This is a genomic window from Shewanella oncorhynchi (assembly GCF_030848765.1).
GTDB lineage: Bacteria > Pseudomonadota > Gammaproteobacteria > Enterobacterales > Shewanellaceae > Shewanella > Shewanella oncorhynchi.
On the sequence record NZ_CP132914.1, the window covers coordinates 3,790,997 to 3,810,168 of the forward strand.

21 protein-coding genes and 3 tRNA genes are annotated in these 19,172 nt (G+C 43.8%); 16 read left to right on the top strand and 8 right to left on the bottom strand.

Translation table 11 applies throughout. The annotated features are described in order from the left end of the window. Window positions 1-198: 198 nt before the first annotated feature. Together pgeF and rluD are read right to left on the bottom strand one after the other, a co-directional pair. Window positions 199-933: a peptidoglycan editing factor PgeF gene (gene pgeF, locus RA178_RS16880; RefSeq protein ID WP_306682934.1), complete on the bottom strand. Its 735-nt coding sequence runs from the start codon at window positions 931-933 to the stop codon at window positions 199-201. Next, complete coding sequence (rluD, locus tag RA178_RS16885) at window positions 934-1,908, bottom strand: 23S rRNA pseudouridine(1911/1915/1917) synthase RluD (RefSeq protein ID WP_105249966.1); 975 nt, start codon at window positions 1,906-1,908, stop codon at window positions 934-936. 122 nt (window positions 1,909-2,030) lie between these two features. On the opposite strand from rluD, the gene RA178_RS16890 reads away from it, so the two are divergent. The 6 genes from RA178_RS16890 to hmpA all read left to right on the top strand — a co-directional run bounded on the left by RA178_RS16890 (window position 2,031) and on the right by hmpA (window position 6,627). Then, window positions 2,031-2,792: an outer membrane protein assembly factor BamD gene (locus RA178_RS16890; protein WP_105249967.1), complete on the top strand. Its 762-nt coding sequence runs from the start codon at window positions 2,031-2,033 to the stop codon at window positions 2,790-2,792. A gap of 228 nt (window positions 2,793-3,020) precedes the next feature. After that, window positions 3,021-3,096: transfer RNA gene (locus tag RA178_RS16895), tRNA-Phe, on the top strand. Window positions 3,097-3,150: 54 nt separating this feature from the next. Next, window positions 3,151-3,237, top strand: a tRNA-Leu gene (locus RA178_RS16900). A 68-nt stretch (window positions 3,238-3,305) separates the two neighbouring features. Then, window positions 3,306-3,392, top strand: a tRNA-Leu gene (locus RA178_RS16905). A 165-nt stretch (window positions 3,393-3,557) separates the two neighbouring features. Next, complete coding sequence (locus RA178_RS16910; protein ID WP_306682936.1) at window positions 3,558-5,183, top strand: methyl-accepting chemotaxis protein; 1,626 nt, start codon at window positions 3,558-3,560, stop codon at window positions 5,181-5,183. Window positions 5,184-5,433: 250 nt separating this feature from the next. After that, entirely contained in the window at window positions 5,434-6,627 is a 1,194-nt protein-coding gene (hmpA, locus tag RA178_RS16915; RefSeq protein ID WP_306682937.1) for an NO-inducible flavohemoprotein, read from the top strand. 95 nt (window positions 6,628-6,722) lie between these two features. Here hmpA and RA178_RS16920 read toward each other — a convergent pair whose 3' ends face one another. Beyond that, a complete protein-coding gene (locus RA178_RS16920) occupies window positions 6,723-7,445 on the bottom strand; it encodes a pseudouridine synthase (RefSeq protein ID WP_173496963.1) in 723 nt (240 codons plus the stop codon). Window positions 7,446-7,605: 160 nt separating this feature from the next. On the opposite strand from RA178_RS16920, the gene RA178_RS16925 reads away from it, so the two are divergent. Further along, window positions 7,606-8,532, top strand: a complete 927-nt coding sequence (locus RA178_RS16925; protein WP_105249971.1) for a TPR end-of-group domain-containing protein — start codon at window positions 7,606-7,608, stop codon at window positions 8,530-8,532. Between the two features lie 106 nt (window positions 8,533-8,638). Here RA178_RS16925 and RA178_RS16930 read toward each other — a convergent pair whose 3' ends face one another. Next, complete coding sequence (locus tag RA178_RS16930; RefSeq protein ID WP_219250273.1) at window positions 8,639-9,274, bottom strand: helix-turn-helix transcriptional regulator; 636 nt, start codon at window positions 9,272-9,274, stop codon at window positions 8,639-8,641. Between the two features lie 147 nt (window positions 9,275-9,421). Here RA178_RS16930 and RA178_RS16935 point away from each other — a divergent pair, with 147 nt between their 5' ends. Together RA178_RS16935 and RA178_RS16940 are read left to right on the top strand one after the other, a co-directional pair. Then, the gene (locus RA178_RS16935) at window positions 9,422-10,036 is read left to right on the top strand and encodes an NADPH-dependent FMN reductase (RefSeq protein ID WP_263148992.1); all 615 of its coding nucleotides are present in this window, start codon (window positions 9,422-9,424) and stop codon (window positions 10,034-10,036) included. 56 nt (window positions 10,037-10,092) lie between these two features. Next, the gene (locus RA178_RS16940; RefSeq protein WP_028759264.1) at window positions 10,093-10,509 is read left to right on the top strand and encodes a VOC family protein; all 417 of its coding nucleotides are present in this window, start codon (window positions 10,093-10,095) and stop codon (window positions 10,507-10,509) included. Window positions 10,510-10,576: 67 nt separating this feature from the next. On the opposite strand, the gene RA178_RS16945 is transcribed toward RA178_RS16940, so the two are convergent. Further along, window positions 10,577-10,915, bottom strand: coding sequence for a TehB family protein (locus tag RA178_RS16945; protein WP_168825047.1), 339 nt, complete (start codon window positions 10,913-10,915; stop codon window positions 10,577-10,579). A gap of 241 nt (window positions 10,916-11,156) precedes the next feature. Between RA178_RS16945 and RA178_RS16950 the strand changes: the two genes are divergently transcribed. Beyond that, on the top strand, window positions 11,157-11,627 hold the full coding sequence (locus RA178_RS16950; RefSeq protein WP_219255296.1) for a YcxB family protein: 471 nt from the start codon (window positions 11,157-11,159) through the stop codon (window positions 11,625-11,627). Between the two features lie 68 nt (window positions 11,628-11,695). Here the strand turns inward: RA178_RS16950 and RA178_RS16955 are convergent, their stop codons facing one another. After that, window positions 11,696-12,259, bottom strand: a complete 564-nt coding sequence (locus RA178_RS16955; protein ID WP_113939919.1) for an acetate uptake transporter — start codon at window positions 12,257-12,259, stop codon at window positions 11,696-11,698. Between the two features lie 808 nt (window positions 12,260-13,067). On the opposite strand from RA178_RS16955, the gene RA178_RS16960 reads away from it, so the two are divergent. The 5 genes from RA178_RS16960 to RA178_RS16980 all read left to right on the top strand — a co-directional run bounded on the left by RA178_RS16960 (window position 13,068) and on the right by RA178_RS16980 (window position 16,939). Next, window positions 13,068-13,304 carry a hypothetical protein gene (locus RA178_RS16960; protein ID WP_028759260.1) on the top strand — a complete coding sequence of 79 codons (237 nt, stop codon included), beginning with the start codon at window positions 13,068-13,070 and terminating at the stop codon, window positions 13,302-13,304. Window positions 13,305-13,666: 362 nt separating this feature from the next. Next, window positions 13,667-14,530: a MipA/OmpV family protein gene (locus RA178_RS16965; RefSeq protein ID WP_306682939.1), complete on the top strand. Its 864-nt coding sequence runs from the start codon at window positions 13,667-13,669 to the stop codon at window positions 14,528-14,530. Window positions 14,531-14,535: 5 nt separating this feature from the next. Continuing rightward, window positions 14,536-14,946 (top strand): DUF3019 domain-containing protein, encoded by a 411-nt coding sequence (locus RA178_RS16970; RefSeq protein ID WP_028759258.1) that lies wholly within the window; start codon window positions 14,536-14,538, stop codon window positions 14,944-14,946. Continuing rightward, on the top strand, window positions 14,946-15,659 hold the full coding sequence (locus RA178_RS16975; RefSeq protein ID WP_006080570.1) for a response regulator: 714 nt from the start codon (window positions 14,946-14,948) through the stop codon (window positions 15,657-15,659). The genes RA178_RS16970 and RA178_RS16975 overlap by 1 nt, the downstream gene beginning before the upstream one ends. An 11-nt stretch (window positions 15,660-15,670) precedes the next feature. Then, window positions 15,671-16,939, top strand: a complete 1,269-nt coding sequence (locus tag RA178_RS16980; protein WP_306682945.1) for an ATP-binding protein — start codon at window positions 15,671-15,673, stop codon at window positions 16,937-16,939. Window positions 16,940-17,025: 86 nt separating this feature from the next. Here RA178_RS16980 and RA178_RS16985 read toward each other — a convergent pair whose 3' ends face one another. After that, window positions 17,026-17,331 carry a DUF1289 domain-containing protein gene (locus RA178_RS16985; protein WP_028759256.1) on the bottom strand — a complete coding sequence of 102 codons (306 nt, stop codon included), beginning with the start codon at window positions 17,329-17,331 and terminating at the stop codon, window positions 17,026-17,028. Window positions 17,332-17,507: 176 nt separating this feature from the next. On the opposite strand from RA178_RS16985, the gene RA178_RS16990 reads away from it, so the two are divergent. After that, window positions 17,508-18,044: a DUF4136 domain-containing protein gene (locus RA178_RS16990; protein ID WP_219250280.1), complete on the top strand. Its 537-nt coding sequence runs from the start codon at window positions 17,508-17,510 to the stop codon at window positions 18,042-18,044. 94 nt (window positions 18,045-18,138) lie between these two features. Here the strand turns inward: RA178_RS16990 and cysM are convergent, their stop codons facing one another. Then, entirely contained in the window at window positions 18,139-19,017 is an 879-nt protein-coding gene (gene cysM, locus RA178_RS16995) for a cysteine synthase CysM (protein WP_306682948.1), read from the bottom strand. Window positions 19,018-19,172: the final 155 nt, after the last annotated feature.

The following is a 19,172-nucleotide window of genomic DNA, read 5'->3' on the forward strand; positions in this document are numbered from 1 at the left end:
CAGCCTCCTAACACTCATATAGTAGAGATATGCCAATCCATAAGACATCTTGCCAATTTAGTGGCTTTAAAATCAGTACCGCTAATGGAGAGATCTAAATAGGATTGGTATTACATTTCGTTAGTTAAAAGATGGGGGCTATTTAGCCAAATTCAAGAGAATAACGCGCAAATAAATACAAACTGTAGGGGAATTGGCTTAAGACTTAAGCCAGATCAATGAAGCCATGCGTCCCGTCACCTTATCGCGACGATAAGAGAAGTAATCCGTGTCGCTGACTGTGCAGATATCTGCGCTATAAATATGGTTTATACCGAGTAAACTCAAGCGTAATTTAGCCAAGCCAATAATATCGGCAAGATACTTGTTACCACTTGGAATAAAACACGCTGCCGACTGCGGATGTAAAGTACAAAAGGCTTGCTGTACTTCAACACCGACTTCAAATTTTTGTGGACCAATAGCCGGGCCGAGGTAGGCAATCAACTCATCCATAGGTGAACTAAACTGCGCCGCGGTGGCCTCAATCACGCCATCACATAAACCACGCCAACCGGCATGGGCTGCAGCCACTTCGGTTCCTGCTTGATTACACAACAACACAGGTAAACAATCGGCAGTCATTATAGCGCAAACTAGGCTCGCGGTTCGGCTGTAACAGGCATCGGCAATCGGTGTATCCACAGCAGGAGCTAAGCTCAGCGCATCTAAATTAAGCACATGAGTACCATGCACTTGCTCGAGCCAGACAGGCTCGGCGGTTAACGCTAATTGTTTGCAGAGTAATTCACGATTAGCCATCACCAGCTCAGGCGCATCACCGACGTGCAGTCCAAGATTCAAACTGTCATAGGGATGCACGCTCACACCGCCATGACGATTTGTCATAGCGATGCCAACATTAGCGGGAACAGGCCAATCATGATTAAACACTTACAAATACTCGATCGGATGCTCGACCGTGTCTTGACGCAGTGCTTTCGTCAAAATCACCATGTCTTCAGGAATTGGCGCGTGCCAGCTCATGATTTCACAACTCACAGGATGCGCTAATTCAAGACGCACTGCGTGCAGCGCTTGGCGCTTGAAGTTTTTCAGAATATCAAAAAACTCTGGGCTGGCCCATTTCGGCGGTTTTGGACGACCACCATACACAGGATCGCCCACTAATACGTGGCCTATGTATTCCATGTGCACACGAATTTGGTGAGTACGACCAGATTCAAGGCGCAATCTTAGACGAGTGTGGTTACGAAATTTTTCCGCCACACGATAATGCGTCACTGCAGGTTTACCTGAGTGATGCACCGCCATATGAGTACGTTTCGTTGGATGACGACCAATCGGCTCATCAACAGTCCCGCCACCTGTCATAGTCCCCATCACAATCGCTTCGTATTCACGAGTGATTTCACGGGCCTGCAAGGCGGCCACTAAATGGGTTTGCGCTTCAACGGTTTTGGCTACAACCATTAAACCTGTAGTATCCTTGTCCAGACGGTGCACAATACCAGCACGTGGTACATGCTCAATATCAGGACAATGGTGCAACAGAGCATTCATCAAAGTGCCATCGGCATTGCCAGCACCAGGGTGAACCACGAGTCCCGCTTGCTTGTTGATCACAATAATGTCGTCATCTTCATAGACGATATCCAGATCAATGGCCTGTGCCGCTGCGTGAACTTCTTCTTCAAGAGTGGCATCTATGAGTATCTGTTGCAGCTCATAAACTTTCTCTCGGGGCTTATTAACGACAACGCCGTCAACATAAACTGCATCAGATAGGATCCATTCCTTGATGCGCGTGCGCGAGTAATCTGGGAACAACTCTGCTAGGGCCTGATCTAATCTCAGTCCAGTTTGTGTTGCCGAAATCTCGCTTTTTAGATTAATCTCTTGTGTCATAGGAACCGTATCCCCATTTAGGGGTCAAAAAATGTGTGCTATCTGTTACAATCGGATGTTTTCTATTTTATAGTGAAATGGAAAAATTCTTAACTACAACTTAAAAAGAATTGAATTCAAGTATGTATAAATTTTCCAAAGGCGTTACCTTAGTCCTATTTTCACTAGCGTTATCAGCCTGTAGCAGCAGCCCTGATGATAACGATATTGCCGCCAAAACGTCACCTGATGTACTTTATACTCAGGCAAGAACCTCTATGGAGCTTGGCAATTACTCTAAAGCTGTCCGTTCTTTGGAAGCGCTAGACTCACGCTTCCCCTTCGGACCTCACAAAACTCAAGTCCAGTTAGACCTGATATATGCTTACTATAAAATGGACGATGTCGCTTCTGGTATTGCGAACATAGACAGATTTATCCGTCTTAATCCAACTCATCCAGATGTAGACTATGTGTTCTATATGCGCGGTTTAGTGAACATGCAAGCCGACAATTACATGTTCCACGACATGCTTAATATCGACCGAACCGATCGTGACCCTAAAAATGCTCAAGATGCTTTCAAAGATTTTGATCGTCTTATCAAAACCTACCCTAACAGCAAATATGCCGCCGATGCGCAAAAACGCATGTTAGCGTTGAAGAATCGCTTAGCAAAATATTCAATTCAAGTTGCCGAGTATTATCTCAAGATGAATGCATGGAGCGCAGCAGCAATCCGAGCACAATCTGTAATGGAAACATACCCTGGCACCCCTTCAAATGAACGGGCATTAGAGATAATGATAGAAGCTTATGGCGAATTAGGTCAGAGCAAGCTGAAGCAAAACGTGCTCATGGTAATGCAAGCTAACTTCCCAAACAATGAAATCTTATCAAACTAACCGAGAATGCCCCTTTAATAGGGGCATTTTTTGCTTGGTGACCCTAGATAAGCCATAAATAGATAACGCTAAGTTCTCAGTGTGGATAGTGGTTTGGCTATTTTTACATCCTCAATACCAACACAAATGACACTTTCGTGTAAATCTTATCCAACTGAGTCACTTTTTCCGTTATTTAGTAAAAATCTATTGACTCAAAACCCGAAAAGCCTTTAAATTGCGCCCGTCGCCCGAATAGCTCAGTCGGTAGAGCAGAGGATTGAAAATCCTCGTGTCCCTGGTTCGATTCCGGGTTCGGGCACCATCTTTAAATGGGTTGCGATAGCGACTTATGTTAGAGAACTGCGATAGGTACAGTGCAGGTGTGGTGGAATTGGTAGACACGCCAGCTTCAGGTGCTGGTGCTCGCAAGGGCGTGGAGGTTCAAGTCCTCTCACCTGTACCAAATTGCAGTTCAAAAGTTAAGATTCACAGTGTTAAGATTGTCAATTCGATGAAATATCGAATAGCCATGCAGATGTGGTGGAATTGGTAGACACGCCAGCTTCAGGTGCTGGTGCTCGCAAGGGCGTGGAGGTTCAAGTCCTCTCATCTGTACCAACATTTAAACCTCGCCAAGCGAGGCTTTTTTGTATCTGAAGCAAAATAAATTTTCTGTAACTCTCCCCTCTTTCCTCAGATTTGCTATACCTATTGTTACAGACTCATCATAGGGATAGATAGAGTTCTGCCTAAAGGACTCTTTAGTTCACTGAGGCTATCCATATGAACGGTCTACAAATAAAACAAAAAATGTTTATCGGCATTCTGGTTCCCCTTGTAATGCTAATGACGATTGGCTTTCTCGCCATTAATATGATGGGTAAAATTGAATCGGGTGTTGAACGTATCTATGGCGATAGAGTTGTGCCACTAGACGATTTAAAAGTGATTGCTGATAAATACGCGGTCGATGTTATCGATGCGGTCAATAAGGCGAACGCGGGTGGTTTCACCGCCTCTCAAGCAGCTGAAGCGCTAGACAGTGCCAAATCTACCATTACCCAGCATTGGCAAAAATACCTAGCCACTGAACTTACCTCAGAAGAATCCCGACTCGTAAAACAAGCCGAAGTACTGTTCTCACCCGCGAATCAACAGATTGACACTCTGGTCTCACGCTTAAGAGGATTAAATGGTGATGTATCAAGCCAATTAGCGGCCAATATCCTGCCGCTTTACCAAGTAATAGACCCCATCAGTAACCAAATATCTGAACTGATTGCACTGCAAATTCGCGTGGCAGGCGAAGAAAAAGATCGTGTGAATGCCATTTACCAATCTTCAATCACTATTTTTGTAGCATTAGCCTGTGCCGCCATGATTATCAGTATTATGATTGGGCTCTGGGTCAATCGTAGCGTGATGAATCCTATTAATGACATTCTCAGTAAACTGAAGCTGATCCATCAAGACTCAGATCTTACCGTCAAATTCACTACTTTTAATCACGATGAGCTAGGACAAATATCCACTAGCCTCACCCAAGTTATTGAACACTTGCGGGGCATTCTTCATTCGATTGCCGAAGCGGCAAATACCGTTAATAGTTCAGCAAATGAGTTAAGCAGCTTCACGCAGGCAACCAATAAACGTATGCAACAGCAGCAAGCTGAAACGGAGCAAACTGCAACGGCCATGAATGAGATGACGGCAACGGTCGCAGAAGTCGCCCAAAGCGCATCTGCAGCGGCAGATTCAGCCAAAGATGCCGATACCTATGCCGCCAATGGCAATAATATTGTGATGCAATCGATTAGCAGTATGTCGCAATTATCTGATCAAATTCAAAAAACGGCACAAGTCATTGGATTTCTGTCTAATGAAAGCCAAAATATCGGCCGCGTACTCGATGTGATAAAAAGCATTGCCGAGCAAACCAATCTATTGGCATTAAATGCCGCCATTGAAGCGGCCCGTGCGGGGGAACAAGGCCGCGGCTTTGCAGTCGTTGCAGATGAAGTGCGGACCCTTGCGCAGCGCACCCAAAAGTCTACCCAAGAAATTGAGGCCATGATTGCCACACTACAACAAGGCGTTAAAGAAGCAGTTAACGCTATGGAAATAGGTATAAATCAAGTAGATGATGCTAATGATAAAGCTAATCAAGCAGGCCAAGCATTGAAAGAAATCGTCTCCTCAGTAGATAGCATCACAGAACTTAATACTCATATTGCGACCGCTGCCGAAGAACAAAGTAGCGTTGCCGAAAGCATTAATCGCAGTATTATTGCCATCAGCGATATTGCCGAACATTCCACCGCATCGGCGGCTGAATTAAGTGAATCTGTGGTTAATTTAACTAAACTCGCCAACAGCATGCGCAATCAAGTGAGTGCATTTAAACTCTAAGTCAAAAAACCACACTATGACTGCAATAAGCTTTGCTGTTGCAGTTAACCTCCCTTAAACCATCTATAATATATTGAAATAATACATTTATTTATCATTCCCCGATCTCATACCCGCTTTGATAAAGCACTTCAAATGACCTTAATCACGCTTATCGGTAGCACGAATTGCGATAATCACTATTGATCCAAATCAAATAGATCTTTAAACTTATTTAACATTCATAATATTTGCACGTTAAGGATTTTATATGTTGGACAGCCGTACAATCCAAGTTATCAAGAGCACTATCCCCTTACTCGAATCCGCAGGCCCTGCGCTGACGATCCATTTTTATGAACGTATGTTCAAACATAATCCTGAACTAAAAGATGTATTTAACTTGGCACACCAGCATTCTGGTGGCCAGCCTGTTGCCCTATTCAACGCCGTCGCGGCTTATGCTAAAAATATTGAAAACTTAGCGGTGCTAAGTTCGACTGTCGAGCGCATTGCCCAAAAACATACAGGCTTTCTGATCAAGCCTGAGCAATATGCGATCGTCGGCAGCCACTTATTGGCCACCCTTAAAGAGTTAGGCGGTGATGCAGTAACAGAAGAAGTATTAGAAGCTTGGGCGCAGGCCTATGGATTTTTAGCAGATATGTTTATTCAACGAGAAGCTCAAATTTATCAGTCAAATGCAGAACAAGATGGCGGTTGGTTGGGTGAGCGTCAGTTTATCATTAGCGCGAAAAAGACAGAGTCCACAGTCATTACCTCCTTCATATTGACGCCCGAAGATGGTAAACCAGTTAAAGATTTCATTCCCGGTCAGTACTTAAGTTTGAAGCTAAAACATCCCAATTTAGCATATGAAGAAATCCGCCAATATTCCCTATCCGATGCACCGAATGGCAACAGCTACCGCATCAGTGTGAAACGTGAATTAGGTGGCCAAGTGTCTAATCTGCTACACGATACCATGCATATCGGTGACAAAATTGCAGTTATGCCGCCGGCGGGAGATTTTATCTTAGAAGTTGGGGCGGACATCCCCGTAGTGCTCATTTCGGCAGGAGTGGGTCAAACACCGATGAAAAGCATGTTGAATCAATTGATCAAGTTGCAACATCCAAGTGCTATTACTTGGCTACATGCCTGTGAGCAAGGTGATGTACATGGTTTCAAACAGGCTATTCACACCAAGCGCCAGCAACATCATAATCTGAAGAGCCATGTTTGGTATCGCAAGCCGAGTTCAACCGATGTGGTAGGTACAGATTATGATTTCGAAGGACAAATGGAATTAAGCAAAGTCGCAGATCAACTGCTTCCCCATGCACATTACTATTTCTGCGGACCTATTGGATTCATGTCAGCCATCAAGCAACAATTACTCGCTCTGGGTGTCTCAGCTGAAAACATGCACTATGAAGTATTCGGCCCCCACGCCGATCTCTAATCCCATGTCACGGGCTTGGGAACCTGACTCTCAAGTCCATTTTTATATTTAGAATACGCAGAATAATGGCTGATAAATTGAAGTGCCCTATGTCTCTAAGCTACCGGTTTACAGCGGATAGAAGCCACTTCTGCGGCAGTCAGCATACGACTTTCGCCCGACGCCAGAGCTTCATCCAACACAATATCACCTATTGATAATCTATGTAGACCAACAACTGGGTTTCGAAAGCGACCAAACATCCGCTTAATTTGATGGTACTTACCTTCCTTTAAAGTCACTTCAGCAACATGATCAGCAAGGATCACCAATTTAGCAGGCTGAGTCATTATATCTTCAAAGCTGAAATACATACCTTCGGCAAATGCGGCGATATATTCTTCAGTTAATGGATTAGCTAAGGTGACGCGATACACTTTATCGACCTTATACGTCGGTGACATTAGTGCATCAGACCAGCGGCTGTCATTGGTCAGTAATAACAAACCCGAAGAATTTAAATCTAGTCTACCCGCGATATGTAACTCATCACGGGCTTCGCAATCGAGCAAATCCATCACGGTTTTATGCTGAGTATCTTTAGTCGCGCTCACCACGCCAATCGGCTTATGCAACATCAAATAAACTGGCGTGTTGGCCTGTAATATTTGCCCATCGAGTTGGATGTGAGAAAACTCATCCACTTGCCTATCCATGTCCTTCACTATCAATCCATCAACGCGTACTCGGCCCAAGAGTAACAGTTCACGTACCGCTTTACGGTGAGTGTGTAACTGGGTACAGAGATAACGATCGAGTCGGCCGCGCTTAGACTGCATAACACCACAAATGACGAAATATGAATGGGATAGCCATTCTAGCAGGATGCGAGTTCAGGTCATAGCGAGCCAATACAGTAAGCATCACAGAGCTTATTTAGAGCAAAATTAGATCAAACTAGGCAAAATTTGTTAAGCTAGGCGTTCAATTCATCTTATTGTGAGTGGTTACCGCATCAAAAACTTATCTGCAAGTCCCGTTATGATACGTTCGAACCTGCTATTTTTAGTCTTGTTTTTAGTGATACTCGCGAGCTCATTCTTCACTCAAGCGAGCGATGCAGAAAATCCCCCTGAAGCGCCTCAACCTTTCGCAATCCATGATAAACCGCTGATAGAGCGCTACGTCTTCGATGAACTCAAATCCCTCAGATACGATCAACAGGATCTTGAGCGGCGCCTCACCATAGATATCACAGATCGCGAACTGGCCGTTGCCGACAAGTCGATGAATTACGCCAATGTCACTGTCACTTACTTCTTTTATATGATCGCCGGCGTCGCCTCTTTAGTCGCCTTTATCGGCTGGCAATCCCTGCGGGAAATCAAGACACATACCGCCAAACTGGCCGCGAATCAGCTGCAGAGTATTGCCGAACAATACGAAGAAAAGTTCAAATTACTCGAGCAAGAACTCAAGCATAAGAGCCGTACTATCACAGATAATAATCGTGAAATAGAAGTGATTAATGAAATTCATAATCTGTGGCTACGCGCCCAAAGTGCCCAGACACCCGAACAAAAAATTGAAGTCTACGATGAAATCCTCACGATTCGACCTGGAGACTTGGAAGCGCTGACCTACAAGGCCGATGCCGCAATGGAAATGCGCGAATTTAATTGGGCACAAAGCCTATGTAATCGTGTTTTGGAAGTTGACCCAACTAACGCCCATGCTTTTTATCAAAGAGCCTGCGCCTTTGCGTGTTTAGGTGTTGAAGATAGGGCAATTTCTGATTTGGAACGCGCCATCCATAACAGCGCATCCTTCAAAGAGCTAGCGTTGGATGAAGCTGATTTCTCACAACTTAAAGGGCATCCTCGTTTCGAAACCTTATTGGCCTATCACGAACCTGATAAGCCCTAAGCTCCGAGGTTTAAGCCCAGAACGAATGCTTAATATATAGCGTTAGCTTTCAGTGACGTTTTATCCCACAGATAAAACGCCTCAAGCAAACAACTTAAGTGCACTACTAGGCTATCGCCGCAACTTTAATTACCGCAATTTTATATGCACAGCGGCGAGCACCTTCGATGATATGCTCTTCGCGGCTCACCACGCCAATATCAGCGAATAACTGCTGGAAAAGTTGCAACTCAGAGCGGCAAAAGTTCAAACACTTAGTCGCTGCGGCGCAGATTGGACAATGATTTTCGAGTAAAAAATACACGCCATCGATGTGTTCCATGGTCGCCATATAACCTTCGTTCGAGCGTAATTTCGCAAGTATGGCCAGACGTGTCGGAATATCAGTAGCCCCTTCCATTGCCGCACGATATTGGACTAACGCACTTTGCTCCCTGTGACCGATAAGCTTATCCAAGCCTTGGTCGCCAAAGATCATTTTTACCGAGTCAATTAGCTGTACCGTCAATTCCTCATGGCGATCGGCAAAGTGAGTACGGCTTTGTTCAGTCAATCCCCAGTAACGTGTTGGGCGACCGCGACCTTCAACTCGATCCTCAATATCCACATCACCCATATCTTCCAAAGCCTGAAGATGTTGACGCACCCCCATAGTCGTTAACGCCAATTCCTCCGCTAAGGTTTTAGCGGTAAGCGGGCCATGCAACTTGAGTAATTGAATAATCTTATCAGTAGTTTTCATTGAGTCTCCCCGATTTCAGCCGAAGCATTATCTCCCAATCTCCGCAGTTTTAACAGATTAAATAAACTTTTTTATTTACTTTATCCTTTACAATATTAAATAAAGCAATTACCTTACAAATAATTTATAAACAAATAGGTTTACTTAATGAAATTACTCATCATCAGCACCAGCCAAAGACCCAATTCACAAAGTGCTAAAGTCGGTCGTTATATCGCGGAAAGCAGTTTCTCATCTCCCCACACCATGGGTTACGACACGATACATCACTTAGAACTATGCCTGTTTAATCTGCCCTTTTGGGACGGAGAAGAAGACAACAAAGGTGAACACTGGCCCGAAATAGAGCACAGAGTCGATGAAGCCGATGCGCTAGTGCTGATCACCCCGGAATGGGGCGGCATGGCATCACCATTACTGAAGAACTTTTTGTTAATGTGTACTCGCGAAGAAACCGCCCATAAACCCGCCTTATTAGTCTCAACATCGGACGGTATTAGCGGTACCTATCCTATTGTTGAAGTGAAGATGAATGCCCTTAAAAACAATAAATTAGTGCCCATACCCGATCACTTAATCATCCGCAATGTCAGCCATGTACTCAATGCAATCCCTGAAAGTGCCCGCGATATCGCGCTTAGGGAAAGAGTGCAATACAGCTTATATATGCTGCATCAATACGCCCAAGCATTAGCCCCTATTCGTGAACAACATGCCAATCAAGCGTACCCCAAACAGCAGGAATACTGTTACGGTATGTAAGCGGCTTGAGATTTTAACCACCAGCAACAGACTAAAATCATTACAAGGAACGCATTATGATTCATTTAGAGCATATCAATTTAGTGGTAGACGACATCCCCGCAGCACTGCGCTTTTATCAAGCGGCTTTCCCCCATTGGCGTGTTCGCGGTGGTGATAAAGGCACTTGGTACGGCAAACCCCGTAATTGGATTCATTTTGGCGATGATTATCAATACATTGCTTTTAGTGACAATGGTGAAGGTGAAAACCGCGATTTGGCTGGTCATCAAATTGGACTGGCGCATTTTGCCTTTGTGACCGACAACTTAGATGCTGTGATAGCAAGACTGACCCAAGCAGGTTTCCCTATTGCCAAAGATGGCATGGAAGATCCCTATCGACGCAATATTTACTTCTTCGATGCCCATGGCTTTGAAGTGGAATTTGTGGAGTATTTAACTGATATTCCAACGGAACGAAATCGCTATTAGCGTAAATCGTTATTAAAAAGAAGTAGCCAAGAACCGCATGTAGTGAATAGGGTGCAGGAGCCAGGTACTATTCGCTTCGCTCGGATTGTTGCTGCGCCACTATGGCCGAATCCTTATGGGCATAAAAGTGGAGTCTAAACTGAGTATCTTCGGTCAGTAGCTCCACTTTATGCCAATATTCAGGATGTGAAATGGCGGTTTCACCTGCGCGAATAATAATTTCTTTATCTAACTCGCCCCTGCTACCCGTATAGCCATAAAACTTTAAGCTGCCCGTTAACACTTGGATTTGCCCATATACGCCAGCCTTAGTATTGTGCATGTGCAGCAACATTTTAGGGACGTTGTCATGGTTGAAAACCGGCGTTGATTTGTAATTGACAAAATCTTTGGGGACTAGGGCCATGATGTTTTGCACTCCTTGCGTCAAATCACGAAAATCGAACAATGCTTACGGCAAGACTAATATAGCCGTTGCCGTATTTCTGTCCAACTCATATCTTGACCTGTATTAACGAGCGGGTTTAAACGTCGAATTTGAAAACACCAAAGTGCTCATTCATGCTTGCAATAGCAAGGTTAGTTACTTTCATCACTGTAATCGCTACACTAGCCCGCATTAAGTGCCACCTCAATTAGATGACATGATGCCAACGCCCTATTCATACTCAACAACTTATATTTTAGATAAAGCCCATTTCGATGAATGCTATACACAATCAGTGGTACCAGATCCCACGCTCAAACCTTACTACAAAGCCATTGGATTAACACTGATAGGTATCGCGCTTATTTTCACCGATATTAGCCTTTATTTAGCTTACTTTTTTGTTGGGTTAGGTGTTATCGAAGCGCTCAATGTGAAGTATCACAAAGCATGGTGGTTGATGCGTCAGATGATGAGTAAAGCGGCCAGCAATGAGGTCACACTCACTATTGATGGGCAAGGGATTCATACTCAATCCATGTCTGTGACCAGCCAAATTTTATGGACCGACATTTACCGGATTAAAGAAACTGAAAAAGGCTTCTTGATCACCCACAAAGCAGGCACGAGTTATGTTTCTCTCCGTAGCTTAGATGAAGCAGCTGTGGCCTATATTAAAACTAAAATCTAGTACAGCTAACACCCATAAAAAAGGCTGATCTTCATCAGCCTTTTTTACAACTCTGCATTGCTGAATCGTTACTTTTTCAATTCACCCACCGGTAAAATCGTACGGCCATACTCATTATTAAGCACCTGCGCCATCGCAAAATAAATCGCACTCGCACCGCAAAGTATCCCTTCAAAGCCCGCAATAGTGCCAATCAAGGCGCTACCCGTAAAATCACGCGCCGCCAGCAGAAAAAATAAGATAGTTAAAGAAGCAAACACAAACTGTTTGGCTCTTGGATAACGCAAAGAACCCACAAACATAAATGCCGTGAATATGCCCCAAAGCGTTAAATACCAGCCCATAAAATACGTTGGACTCGCCGCAATGCCAGCATTAGGCATTAAAATGAGGCCCACTAGCGTTAACCAAAACAAACCGTATGAGGTAAATGCCGTCGTACCAAAAGTATCGCCGCGCATGAAACACATAATCCCCACAATCACTTGACCAATGCCACCGTAAAAAATCCCCATGGCTAAGATCATAGAATCAATAGGGAAATATCCCGCATTATGAATGTTTAACAAAATTGTTGTCATACCAAAGCCCATTAAACCTAATGGCGCTGGATTAGCCAGTTTTGTAGACACAGAGTTCCCCTAGAGAAAAATCAACAATTCAATAAAAATCAATAGCATTTGCCATTAATCTTATGCACGCGCACCTGCGAGAGCGGCGCATTCTAGAGGATAGCTATAATCTTAGCAATGTAATCATCAAAAACAAACGAACACATAAAAATAAACAATAAAAACATAAAGTTAAAATAATAAACTGTAAAATAAAATTTAAACTAAAAAACACATAAAAATTAATTCTTTTTAATTCAATATTCTAGAAAAAAACGGCCTACAACATGCGTCATATCTCATTTTATATGACTTCTTATAACTACCGCATAATTCAGTTAACAGCGGCGATTAAACCTTCATTAAAAATCGACCATAAACAGTGATAATAATGCACTTTATCGCAAATAAGCCCTTAAAGTGATGTAAGCAGCATTTTTGAAAGAAATCCAAGTTCTACTGTACACACAATTAAGCGCAATAAGTTAAGCACATAAGTTTATGTGCAGAGTTTCATCAATTAATTTCAAGCACAAGTTCAGAAGAGCCAACTTAGCACGCATGAGTTCAGAGGGGGGGGTTGTGAACCTAACTCAAGCAGCAAAAGATGCTGAGAATGAATCAAACTAGAGCAAATAAAGTACACTCAGCCAGCCCATTTACTCGAAGCGAATCAAGGGAAAACAAGGTAAAAAACCTTAATCAAGAAAGGTGAAAATTATTTATATCTAAAACAGAATAGCAGTGATAAATTGCTGATGTTGGCACAGTGGTGTTAAGAGAATACTTCTTAATCTGTGGTTGGCAATACATAACTAAAGGAAATAAAATGAATAAGTTATCAGCTGTTTTTACTCTATTGGCATTAGTAAGTTTCACTTCCTTTGCTGACGACTCCTCTTTACCGCCTGCACCAGCAGCCGATCTCGCTCAGCTGAAAGAAGTGTGCCAGCAGATGGCCTCTGAAGATCAAGTCGAAAATGCTGAGCTAAAACAATATGTGCTTGATTGTGTAAACGATCAATTGACAGAAATGGGCTACAAGTCAGTTACTGAGGTCAATTAATCTTCATTCTAATCTCTGTGTTATTACCACAAAGTAGGTTATTCGGCTTCAGTCAGTGCCATTCACACTTGCGAATGGCATTATTATTTCCAAGCAACACAGCTTTTACACCATAATTGACATCATTTCAGTTACACTCGAAACTTATAAAAGACAAAATTTAACATCCACAATTAACCGTACGAAAGCTGCCAAGATAAGCTTTTAGCATGACTATCAAGGTATTGTGCGATCTACAAATTTACTATTTAATTGATAGCTGTATCATTTTGCATCTGCGTGAATGAAACCACTGTTGAATTGAGCATAAAATGCTAATCTGTTTTCCTGTATTGTTAACCTCAGCCCTTAATCGTTAAATCATGTATCGTATTCTTTTTGTCCTAATTACAAGTTTAAGTATTTTGCCTGCAATCGGAATGGCGAAAGAAGCCTGTGCACCAGAAAATCAATGTATTGAGATGAACAACTGGGATCTAGGCATCGCCATAGGCTGGGGACAAAAAAGCAATCCACTCAGGGATTTTGACGATATTTCATTGTTCTTTATTCCAACAGTGGCCTATTACGGCGAACACTGGTTCTTCGACAATGGTAATTTAGGTTATACCTTAGCCGAGCAAGAAAGCTTTACAATTAACTTAGTAACAAGTTATAGCTTAGATAGAGCCTACTTCTATCAATGGGACCCATCAAATATCTTTTTGAATCGTGGCACTCAAGTTGAAGCCAAAGCCATAAATAGTATGGTTTTATCGACTGAGCCCGAGCCTGAGTTTAATTCCTTAGAGACTCGGAACTTCACCTTACTTGGCGGTGCCGAAGCATTCATCTATACGCGGCTCGGTATTATTAGATTGGCGTACACCCATGATATGTTTAATGTGCATCAAGGTTCGGAAGCACAAATAAAATGGACCTATGGCTGGGATTACGACCGTTTCATTTTTGAGTTTGCGTTGGTATTTGATTGGAAAAGCCAAGACGTAGTGGATTATTATTACAGCGTTAGACCCAGTGAAAACGCCTATTGGAGCGAAAGATATCAAGCAAAATCAGGTTGGGATAAAGGTGCGGAAATGACGGCCCGTTACATATTAACTGACAATTGGGATCTACTGTTGGCAGTTCGTTACACTCTAATTGCCGATGAGATTGCCGCCAGTCCCTTGTTAGACCAAGACTATAGCAGCACCTACTTTATCGGCGCAGCCTATAGGTTCTAACGTTAGTGACACTGCCTCAGTTAAGCTTGCTTTGCTTTATAGGTCTAAGCCTCGGCTTGATGGGCCAGAGTTCAGCACAAGCCAAAACTCGCGACTCGGCACTCAAACTCACACCCGAAATTTGCATCACTAGTTCAGAAACTGAGGCCTGTGACGTCTATATAGAACTACAGTGGGAACTCGCTAAAGATGAGCTTATCTGTATCTTGTCCGACAACGCCGCCTATCCCAAATGGTGCAGTGATTCAGTTTCAACCCATACGTTAAGCATGAAAATCCACACTATGACGGATATTCAATTTGTCATGGTGAGTAAAGACAGTAACCAAACTTTGGCTGGTGCCAAACTTAAAATCACTTCTGCATCACAACCTCAGGTTCGCAGACGTTACCGCAACCCTTGGAGTTTATTTTAATGACAAGCCCACAATCGAACCACAGAGTATTATTGGTTGAAGACGACGTTCGCCTAGCAAACTTGATTGTAGATTACCTAAAATCCCATGGTATGCATGTTGAAGTTGAACGCCGTGGCGATACAGTGCTAACACGATTAATCAATTACAAGCCAGATATCATACTGTTAGACATTATGCTACCGGGCATGGATGGCCTCACTCTGTGTGAGAAACTGCCCGATTATTTCGCAGGTCCAATCCTATTGATGAGTGCACTTGGCTCAAGTGAAGATCAAATCAAAGGACTAGAACTCGGTGCCGATGACTACGTGGTCAAGCCCGTCGATCCTGCTCTGTTAGTTGCGCGGATCAACAACTTACTTCGCCGTCAGAATCAGCCACCACAGGCAGAATCACACTGTCTAACCTTCGGTAAATTGAGTATCGACCCGCATACCCATGCGATTCGTCTTAATGAAACTGAAATTGATCTCACCAGCCATGAATTCGAATTGCTGTGGTTACTGGCCTCGCAAGCAGGCCAAGTGCTCAGCCGTCAGTATATTTATCAGTTGTTACTCAATATTGATTTCGATGGTAAAGATCGAAAAATTGACGTGCGGATCTCTAGATTACGTAAAAAACTCAACGATAATATTGAGACACCTTTCAGAATTAAAACCGTTTGGGGACAAGGTTATCTCTTTGCTCCTGAAGCTTGGAATAACTAAGCACAAATACAGTGAAACGTCTCTTTATCAGTTTATATCTGCTACTCAGTCTCAGCGTGCTTGGGATTGGCTGGACACTCGACAGCCTGTGGCAGAAGAATGTTGATGACAATAATGCCCTCGATGCGCCGTTAGTGGCATTGGCGCAATTATTAGCGGAATTACCTCCCGATGCCCGCCAACGGTATCTGGAGGCGATCCCAGCGAACCCTGTGATGCCACTGCAATTACTCAATTCAGATCAAGTCGCACTGGCAGATAATCAAGCGTTAAGCACAAGCAAGGTGTTCACCACCACGGCCAATGATGATAGCTTGCTGCAATTTATTCGAGTAGACGATCAAGTCTTAATGGCAGGGCCGCTGGACATAGATCCCAGAGCCAACCTTCGCAGCCTGTTCACCCTGTTCTTTTATTTATCGCTCGCCCTCGTTGCGCTAATTTGGGTCGGCCCGCTTTCACGGGATTTGAGCATACTGCGTAAGGCCACCAAAGAATTTGGCGAAGCCAAATGGAACACGCGGATTACCCTGTCAAATCGTTCCCAAGTTAAGCCCTTAGCCAATACGTTTAACGAAATGGCGCGACATATCAGTGCCTTGATTGAGAACCAGAAACACCTATCTAATGCGGTATCCCATGAGATCCGCACGCCACTGGCGAGGCTCAAATTCGCTCTTGCACTAATGCCTATGTATTGTCAGCCAGATTCGGACGAACAGAAGCGACAAGACTTTCTCGATGAAATGCAGCTCGACATCAAAGAAATGGAAGACTTACTTCAAGAACTGCTGACCTACGCCAGCTTAGAGTCACAGCGAGAAGGTATCCAGTTGGATGAGTACGATTTAATTAATCTCATCAATCAAAGTATTAAGCGCCTAGAAACCTTAAGTCCAACGCCTATAACGCTCAAGGCCGAAGTCGAAAAACTGCCCTTATTCGGAGAACCCGCATTAATCGAACGGGCGCTACAGAATTTACTGACCAATGCACAACGCTTTGCCCGCACTGAAATCATCATTGAGGTTAAGCAGACCCAGCATAGGGTCAATTTAAGTGTGAGTAACGACGGCGAACCTATCCCTGCGGTGGATTTACCGAAAGTGTTCGAGCCATTTTATCGCAGCCAATCGGTACAGAATGGCAATAAAGGACATGGTTTAGGCCTTGCGATCATCAAACGGATTATGCAACGACATCAAGGGAATGTGAGTGTTACAAGTGATGCACAACATACTCGATTTAGTTTAATCTGGCCGAAAAAACGTAAGCTGTAATAGGAATCGAGATGAGACTATTGCAAGTCAGTCATGAATCCCACTCGCGAATGCAAAAAGCGAGTTAAACAAGTCAATTCAACCTATTAGTCTAGCTCGAAGCCACCAAAATCCAGATCGGCTTCGGGCTCAGGCTCAAAATTCAACTGTGGGTTTAACGCTGCCCTTTCTTGCTCTATTTGTGCTTGCCTTGCTTTCATCATCGCTAACTGGCGACGACGTTTACGTTGAGTGCACAGGCGAATGACATCATACTTTTGCGCATCTGAAAACGTTAACCAATTGAATCTTTCGTCACGGCTTCGCAGGCAACCATTACAGTAACCGCGCGCATCGGTAACACACACACCGATACAAGGACTCGGGATATCAAAAAAGGCTAACTGTTCCATAACCCGCCGCTATTCCTATCTAAAAATGAACCATACTCAAAACGACCCGCGCTAAAAAAGATACCGTTGGATTGCATTCAAAGCGATTCAAATACAACACGCTCATCTAAAGTACTTGCAGAAACAACCTTAATCAAGGCACATTGAACAGAGTTTGTACAACTTGGAGCACTATCATGGGATACCGTCACTTTGCCAGTCTGCTCGTCGCTGTTGCCTTATTAAGCGCTTGCAGCAGTAAACCGAAAAACGATTATGATCTCAATTACGACTTCACCGCACTACGCAGCTTTACCCAGTTAACACCACAGCCGACGGATGACCCGTTAAGCGCCCAGCGTATTCAAGTAGAAATTAACAACCAATTGACTCAAAAAGGGTTTGTAGAAAATACAGCGTCGCCCGACTTTAACGTCGCCTACGCCTTACTCACCCAAGATAAGCCCAAAGATTCAGGGCTATCCATTGGATTAGGCACAGGCACATTCGGAAATTCGGGCGGGATTGGAATAGGCACCAGTGTTGGCGTGCCGCTGGGGAGTGATACCGCTAAAATTCAAACCATTCAGATAGATATTGTCGATCCTAAGACCAAAGCTCTTATTTGGCGTGGCAGCGACAGCTATGATTTCGATGCAGGCGGTAACGAGAAAGCCCAAGATACCGCCAAAGCCGTCAACCGAATTTTGGCGCAATTCCCACCGAAAAAATGATCACGTTTAAAAGGGTAAAAATGGGCGTGTCTCGCCCATTTTTACCCATCAAACATTCATATCGCTCAATATGCTTAAAGTAAAAATCTAGGACTCAGGAAAAAAGCCCTGACGAAAGGTAACGATCGCCCCTATCACAGACAATCGCCACGACCACAGAACCCGGATATTGTTTAGCAATCTCCAGCGCAGCAAACACGGCACCGCCCGAACTGACTCCTGCACAAATCCCTTCCTCTCGCGCTAAGGTTCTCGCCATGGCTTTTGCATCTTGCTCTTCAATATCCATAACTAAATCAACCCAAGAAGCATCAAAAATCCCAGGCAAATATGCCTGCGGCCAACGCCGAATCCCAGGAATAGCACTGCCATCTGCGGGCTGAAGGCCGACAATAGTGATGTCGGGATTACAACTTTTAAGGTATTTTGACACACCCATTATGGTACCTGTCGTCCCCATACTTGACACAAAGTGGGTAATTTTGCCTAGACTCTGTAGCCAGATCTCAGGGCCTGTCGTGAGGAAATGGGCATTAGCGTTATCTTGGTTATTAAATTGATCCAGCACCTTACCTTTGCCTTCGCTTTGTAACTGCAGCGCCAAATCCCGCGCAGTCTCCATGTTATCCACTAGCATGAGCTCTGCGCCATAGGCTTGCATCGCATCCTTACGCTCCTGAGTCGAATTATTCGGCATAATCAGGATCATCTTGTATCCTTTGATTGCCGCCGCCATCGCCAGCGCAATCCCAGTATTGCCACTCGTTGCCTCAATAAGCGTATCACCAGGGCTTATTTCTTGGCGAAGTTCGGCCTGAATAATCATATTGAGTGCAGGACGATCTTTTACTGAACCCGCGGGGTTATTGCCTTCCAATTTTAATAGTACAGTGGAAGTACCACAGTTAAGGCGCTGCAAGCGAACCAGCGGAGTTTGCCCGATGCAGGCTTCAATTGTCGGAAAGTCAGACACTAGGATTATCCTTTACTTGATAAAAACAACTAAGCGATAGCCTATTCTAAGTCGGTTACCACTGACAAACACGGTGAATACTGCTTATAACATAAAATAAATCGCTCATAGTTATTCAAAAAAGTTCTATTCAACTGGCTTTTTATAAACAATTA